The 6482-nt window shown below is 55.5% G+C and carries 6 protein-coding genes and 1 pseudogene; 2 read left to right on the forward strand and 5 right to left on the reverse strand.

Going from position 1 to position 6482, the window contains the following annotated elements:
* Positions 1-341 (reverse strand): annotated as a pseudogene (locus VGE80_RS08980) (MotA/TolQ/ExbB proton channel family protein); the annotation flags it as partial.
* Between the two features lie 575 nt (positions 342-916).
* Here VGE80_RS08980 and VGE80_RS08985 point away from each other — a divergent pair.
* A complete protein-coding gene (locus VGE80_RS08985; RefSeq protein ID WP_440592416.1) occupies positions 917-2140 on the forward strand; it encodes an inositol-3-phosphate synthase in 1224 nt (407 codons plus the stop codon).
* A 63-nt stretch (positions 2141-2203) separates the two neighbouring features.
* Positions 2204-2443, forward strand: a complete 240-nt coding sequence (locus VGE80_RS08990) for a hypothetical protein (protein ID WP_440592417.1) — start codon at positions 2204-2206, stop codon at positions 2441-2443.
* A gap of 144 nt (positions 2444-2587) precedes the next feature.
* Here the strand turns inward: VGE80_RS08990 and VGE80_RS08995 are convergent, their stop codons facing one another.
* The 4 genes from VGE80_RS08995 to groES form a co-directional block, all read right to left on the reverse strand.
* A complete protein-coding gene (locus VGE80_RS08995; RefSeq protein ID WP_440592418.1) occupies positions 2588-3115 on the reverse strand; it encodes a nucleotide exchange factor GrpE in 528 nt (175 codons plus the stop codon).
* Positions 3115-4251 (reverse strand): molecular chaperone DnaJ, encoded by a 1137-nt coding sequence (dnaJ, locus tag VGE80_RS09000; RefSeq protein WP_440592419.1) that lies wholly within the window; start codon positions 4249-4251, stop codon positions 3115-3117. The genes VGE80_RS08995 and dnaJ overlap by 1 nt, the downstream gene beginning before the upstream one ends.
* A 131-nt stretch (positions 4252-4382) precedes the next feature.
* A complete protein-coding gene (gene groL / locus VGE80_RS09005; RefSeq protein WP_373650897.1) occupies positions 4383-5999 on the reverse strand; it encodes a chaperonin GroEL in 1617 nt (538 codons plus the stop codon).
* A 126-nt stretch (positions 6000-6125) separates the two neighbouring features.
* Positions 6126-6416 (reverse strand): co-chaperone GroES, encoded by a 291-nt coding sequence (gene groES / locus VGE80_RS09010; protein WP_440592420.1) that lies wholly within the window; start codon positions 6414-6416, stop codon positions 6126-6128.
* Positions 6417-6482: the final 66 nt, after the last annotated feature.

Genomic DNA, 6482 nt, shown 5'->3' on the forward strand with positions numbered 1-6482 from the left:
GCGATCGGACTGCCGTTGTCCTCGCAAAGCTTGATCGCCATTCTCGGTTCGAGATTGCCTGATTTCAGGTGCTCGAAGAATCGCTTCACAAAGGGATTGGGAATAACCCGACCGTGGCGAAGTACGACCATCCGTTCGATCGTAAACCATAATACGATGATCGAAGTGAGGGCCAGGGGAAAGCGAAATGCCCCCAGCGCAAGCCAGACTTCGTAGGGTTCGGTGGGGATTTTGCCTTCATTCGACCAGACAGCTGCTGTCGTTCCCTTTTCCTCGGGCTCTTCGGCGGAGTCCTGAGCGGAGGCAAGTTTCCAGATCCCCCCCAAAACAATGACGAGCATCAGGCAAAGCGTGAATCCGCGTCTACCGGCCGGACGATGAGATCTGCGCGCAATGGGGGAGGGGAACATCGGTCCGTCTCGTCTGGGATTGGGATGGGTCATCGTCACAACATCCTTATCAGGCCGTGAATGGAACGCATTCTACTGACTTGACGGAAAAACCAAATGCCGAATGCATCCGGGAAGAGATTGCCACAGGATCATTCCATTCTCAATGGGACTCCTTGCGGAGATTCGCCTGTATTCTTCGACTCGCGCTCACCCGTCGGAAATGGGGCCGATCAGCAAACTCAAAAAGCGCGAGACTGTTCGAAATCGGACTTCTTCGAGCATTCTTCCCCGATTCATTTCGACGCCCGAGGACCGGACAACCAATGATGCCAGACATCGACTTTGCCGCTTTGGTAAAGTGCGATGCCCTCAACTCGACTGATTAGCAGGACTATTCCGCCGTAATCGGGGTAGACGCTTGTGTGCCTCGCGATGCCCGAATCCCTCTGATAAAGTGACGGATTGAAAGTTCGGGTCAGGGATTCGAAGTTCAGGTCAAAACTGCGTAGAGGAAGGCTCAGGGCATGGCGAAGCGGAAAGTCGGAGTTTGGTTGATCGGCGCCTGGGGGGGAGTTGCCACGACCGTTGTTGTCGGATTGGCAGCATTGCGAAAAGGTCTGACAGACACCACAGGATTAGTCACCTCGCTTCCTCCGTTCGCGGGTCTTGACCTGGTCAACTGGGATGAAATCGTCATTGGTGGCCACGAAATTCGCGACACCTCCTACTCGGCCGAAGCCCAGAACCTGATCGAGAAATCTCACGTTTTCAACGAGAAAACACTCGCGGGAATCGCTTCGCAACTGGCAAAGTTCGACGCCAACGTCCGTCCCGGTACGCTGTTCAACGTGGGCTCCCGCATTGAATCCCTGGCCGGTGCGGCCAGTCTCAAGACGAAAAAAGAAACCGCCAGCCAGGCTGTGACACGCCTTGCAAAAGACATTGAAACATTCAAAGCCAGCAACAAGCTCGATCGCGTCGTCGTGGTGAATGTCTCTTCGACAGAACCGCCCCCCAAGGAAGAAGTGAAGTCGTGGATGTGGGCTGACGTCCAGAAATCCCTTGCAGCCAAAGGAGACTGCCCGCTGCCGGCCAGTACACTTTACGCCATCGCGGCAATGAAGTGTGGCGCTCACTATGTGAACTTCACCCCCTCAATCGGCTCTGATCTGCCAGGTCTCGACGAATACGCACACCAGCAGCAGGTCCTGCACGTTGGCCGTGACGGGAAGACGGGCGAGACCCTGATGAAAGCCGTCCTGGCACCCATGTTTGCCGCTCGCAATCTGAAAGTGATGAGCTGGGTGGGCCATAACATCTTCGGTAATCTGGACGGCAAAGTTCTGGATGACCCCATCAACAAGGCCAACAAGGTGAAATCCAAGGATCACCTGCTCACAGAGATCCTTGGCTATAAACCACAAACGCTGGTTTCCATCGAATACATCGAATCGATGGGAGATTGGAAAACAGCGTGGGATCACATTCACTTTCAGGGCTTCCTCGGCACGCCTATGGTACTGCAATTCACCTGGCAGGGCTGTGACTCCTTACTGGCAGCACCTCTGGTGATTGACCTGATTCGACTGACCGAACGCGAAGCCCGCCGGGGAAGCAGTGGCGTCATCCCCCACCTGGCCTCCTTTTTCAAGAGCCCCATGGGAACCGATGAACCGGCATTCGCCTATCAGTTCCAGGAACTGATGCGGTGGGTCGAACGAGTGACCGACGAGAATCTCGAAGACTAGCGCAAGTTCATCACCGCTGACTGGCGACTTGATGTGAACTCGCGACAGGAGGCTATGTTTCCGATGCAGATCTCTGCCCTCTGGAATCGGCCCCTGTCGCAGTTCCACTTTCGTTCGCGAGTAACTCTCGCTGGTGCCCTCGTGTTGCTGGCCAGCTTCGTTGGCTGGCAATATCACATGGACATTCAGCATCAGTTCCTGGCCGACACGCTTCGGGAACTGGGGTGCATCGCCGAATTCCAGCGAGAAGACGAAAAGCACGCAGTTCGACAGCCATACGAATGCTTCGCGACCCCGCTTTAGTGACGATTCCGAACAGAACTTCAGCGGGACTTCGTCTCCGATGATCGATGACGGAGTTCGACAAATGCAAGCGACCAGCAAGCAGCACTGCTCACCGGTCGCTCTTCATTACGTGCCTCGACGGAAACGATTCCTCTCGGCGAATCACTCAGCCGCAGCCGTGCTGACAATGACCTTGCTGGGGCGAACAACCCGGTCATGCAAGGTATAGCCCCGTTCGACGTCGTTGATCACGGTCATTGGGGGATACTCTTTGGAGGGGACTTGGCTGACCGCTTCATGCAGGTTTGGATCGAAGGGCTGCCCTTCGGCCACGATCGCTTTGGCTCCGTGCCCGGCCAGTGCACCATCAATCTGCTTGATGGTCATGAGGAGACCGTTGAGCAGATCGTCAAAGTTCTTCGACTGCGAGGCCGCAAAGACCGCACGGTCCAGACCATCGAATACCGGCAACAGCGACTTCAGCAATGGCAGCGACTGATACTTTCGCTCGTCGTCCATCTCGCGATAGATCCGCTTACGAAAGTTTTCGAGATCCGCCAAAGTGCGGGTCCACTTCTCTTTGTATTGATCTCGTTCCGCAAGTGCTGCTTGAAGTTGTTCTGCCACTGTTGGTGCACCACTTTCGGGAGGAGTTTGTACTGGATCGAGTTCAGGCTTCTCATCCGCCATTATTCAGTATCCTCGTTTACGGTGAAGAACGCTTTCACGGAATCGAAGAAGGTTTTCCGCTTTGCAGAGACCTGCTTATCGTCGAGTTCGGAAAGCTGCCGCAGCAGTTCTTCCTGTTTCTTAGTAAGCTTTTTCGGAACTTCCACGTGAAATTCTACGAGCAAATCGCCCCGCATCCCCCCATGGGGATCGGGCATCCCCTGATTCTTCAGACGAAACACTTCACCTGGCTGGGTCCCTGCAGGGACGGTGATATGATGTTTCCCTGTCAGAATCGGAATATCAAGTGAAGTACCAAGTGCCGCCTGTGCGAAGGTGATCGGCACTTCACACATCAGATTGCGTCCGTCACGCTTGAACAGCGGATGGGTTTTCACACGAATATCAATGTACAGGTCGCCAGCGAGCCCTCCGTTTTCTCCCGCTTCGCCTTCCCCGCGGAGACAGAGCTGCATGCCGTTATCGATCCCGGCGGGGACCTTGACTTCCAGCATGCTGGAACGTCCCACGACTCGCTGACCATGGCATTCGGTGCATTTTTCTCGGATGGTCGTCCCGCGACCACGGCACGAGGGACACGTCGTCTGGACTCGGAAGAAGCCTTGCGACTGGATCACCTGACCACGTCCGTCGCAGTAGTCGCATTTCTGCGGCTGGGTACCGGGCTTGGCCCCCGAACCGTTGCAGGTGACACACGACACATGCTTTTCAATCTCAATTTCCCGAGTGCACCCAACGGCCGCATCCAGTAGTTCGATCGTCAAGGATGTCTGAAGGCTCTCCCCTTTCCGACCGCGCGGGCCTGCAGAACCACGACGTCCTCCGCCACCCGCCCCGAAAAGATCACTGAACATATCCCCGAAGGCGTCAAAAATGTCCCCTACGTCCTGGAAGCCACCGGCACCCGCATCGACACCTGCGTGTCCATAGCGGTCGTACCGCACCTTCTTGTCAGGGTCGCTGAGAACATCGAATGCCTCTGCCGCTTCCTTGAATATCTGGACGGCCGTTGCGTCGCCAGGATTGCGGTCCGGATGGTGCTTCGCAGCGAGTTTCCGGTAGGCTCGTTTGATTTCTTCAACGCTGGCCGATTTGGCTACACCTAACACTTCATAGTAATCGCGCTTCGTCGCCATCACGGCTACACTCCCAAACTGCGCTAGACAACAACGGCACTCGTCTTTGTCCAGATACACAACGAACCGCCGGAGATAGCTCCAGCGGCTCGATCATTGTCATGGTTAACAGTGATTCGACAACCCCAAGGCTATCGAATCGCTCCTTCAACCTTGCTCTTGGCCTTCCCGTCGGTGTCGTCACTTCGCGTGACAAGCACCTGGGTGGTCAGCATCAGGCCGGCAATCGAAGCGGCGTTACGCAAAGCGCTCTTGACGACCTTGGCAGGATCGATAACCCCCGCCTTGAACATGTCGACGTACTTTCCGGCGTTGGCATCGTAGCCAGTGTTGGTTGGCATGCTGCGAACTTCGTCAGCGACAACGCTGCCGTCAAGTCCACTGTTGCCCACGATCTGCCGGATCGGACCTTCCAGGGCCTTGATGACGATCTGGACGCCGATCTTTTCGTCGCCCTTGACCTTCAATTCGCTGATGGCCTGAATGGAACGAAGCAGTGCGACACCGCCCCCTGGCAAAATGCCTTCTTCGACGGCAGCACGGGTTGCGTGCAGTGCGTCTTCCATTCGTGCCTTCGTCTGCTTCATTTCCGCTTCGGTGGCAGCACCGACGGAAATGATGGCAACTCCACCGGTCATCTTCGCAAGTCGTTCCTGGAACTTCTCGCGATCGTATTCGCTTTCGGTGGCTTCGATCTGGCGACGAATCTGATCGACGCGAGCCTTGATCTGCTCTTTGTCGCCCGCTCCGTCGATGATCGTGCAGGTGTCCTTGGTGACTTCAACTTTCTTGGCCCGGCCGAGGTGAGCAATCTCGACAGATTCCAGCTTGATGCCGAGATCTTCCGAAATCAACGTTCCACCGGTCTGGACGGCCATATCGCCCATCATGGCTTTGCGGCGATCACCGAATCCTGGAGCCTTAACGGCACAGATATTCAGCACGCCACGCAGCTTGTTGACAACCAGAGCAGTCAAAGCTTCGCTGTCGACGTCTTCGGCGACGACCAGCAGCGGCTTGCTGCGCTGGGCAACCTTCTCGAGCAGAGGCACAAACTCTCGCAGATTCGAGATCTTCTTTTCGAAGAGCAGGATGTAGCAATCTTCGAGAATGCACTGCATCGATTCAGGGTGATTGACGAAGTAGGGAGAGACATACCCCTTATCGAACTGCAGGCCTTCGGCCAGTTCGAGAGTGGTCGTGTTCCCTTTTCCTTCTTCCACAGTGATCACGCCGTCTCGACCGACTTTCTCCATCGCGTCGGCGATCAGGTCACCTACCACGCGGTCGTTGTTGGCAGAGATCGCGCCAACCTGGGCGATTTCTTCCTTCTTTTCGACCGGCTTCGCCATCTTTTCGATGAACTCAATCGCTGCGTTCACAGCCTTTTCGATTCCCTTACGGACGACGGTCGGATTGGCACCGAGGGTCAGTCCGCGAAGCCCTTCGCTATAAATGGCGCGAGCGAGAACCGTCGCCGTCGTCGTCCCGTCACCAGCCACGTCGCTGGTCTTGGAGGCAACTTCGTTAACGAGTTTGGCACCCATATTCTCGTACGGGTCGTCGAGTTCGACTTCCTTCGATACCGTCACACCGTCTTTGGTCACAACGGGGTTACCGAATGACTTGTCAATGATGACATTCCGGCCGGTCGGACCCATCGTCACTGCGACCGCCTTCGCCAGCGTTTCCACGCCGTGAAGCAGCTTGATGCGGGCCCGATCTTCAAACAAAAGTTGCTTAGCCACAACGGGACTCCAGTGGGAAAATGAAACTTCTAGAATGCGAATTCACTGATCATCCCACGAACCACAGGGGGGGCGAGTTGCGCTCTCCCCCTGGTCTCGTGACAATCAGCTGACTCCATCAAAGCCTTATGCCAACACCTTCGCGAGGATATCCGATTCACGCAGAATCTTGATGTCCTTCTTGTCGACTTCGATTTCGGTCCCGCCGTACTTGGAGAACAGAACTTCATCGCCAACTGCAACCGCGATGGGTGAGCGTTCGCCACTATCGAGCAACCGGCCGGGGCCCACTGCGATGACCTTGCCGCGCTGGGGCTTTTCTTTGGCCGTATCTGGCAGAACGATACCGCCTGCGGTCTTCTCTTCGGCGGTCAATGGTTCAACAACAACTCGATCGTCAAGTGGCGTCAATTTCATCGCTTCAATCTCCTGCGAAAGAATTTTGATTCTATTTTCAATTGAAAATCTAATTTGGAATCAGAC

Origin of the sequence: Schlesneria sp. (assembly GCF_036405755.1) — a bacterium.
Classification (GTDB): Bacteria; Planctomycetota; Planctomycetia; order Planctomycetales; family Planctomycetaceae; genus Schlesneria; species Schlesneria sphaerica.

Coding starts and splice junctions, on each gene's coding strand:
- dnaJ (WP_440592419.1), bottom strand. CDS start 4,251: ATGGCGACGAAGCGCGATTACTATGAAGTGTTAGGTGTAGCCAAATCG.
- VGE80_RS08995 (WP_440592418.1), bottom strand. CDS start 3,115: ATGGCGGATGAGAAGCCTGAACTCGATCCAGTACAAACTCCTCCCGAA.
- VGE80_RS08990 (WP_440592417.1), top strand. CDS start 2,204: ATGCAGATCTCTGCCCTCTGGAATCGGCCCCTGTCGCAGTTCCACTTT.
- groES (WP_440592420.1), bottom strand. CDS start 6,416: ATGAAATTGACGCCACTTGACGATCGAGTTGTTGTTGAACCATTGACC.
- VGE80_RS08985 (WP_440592416.1), top strand. CDS start 917: ATGGCGAAGCGGAAAGTCGGAGTTTGGTTGATCGGCGCCTGGGGGGGA.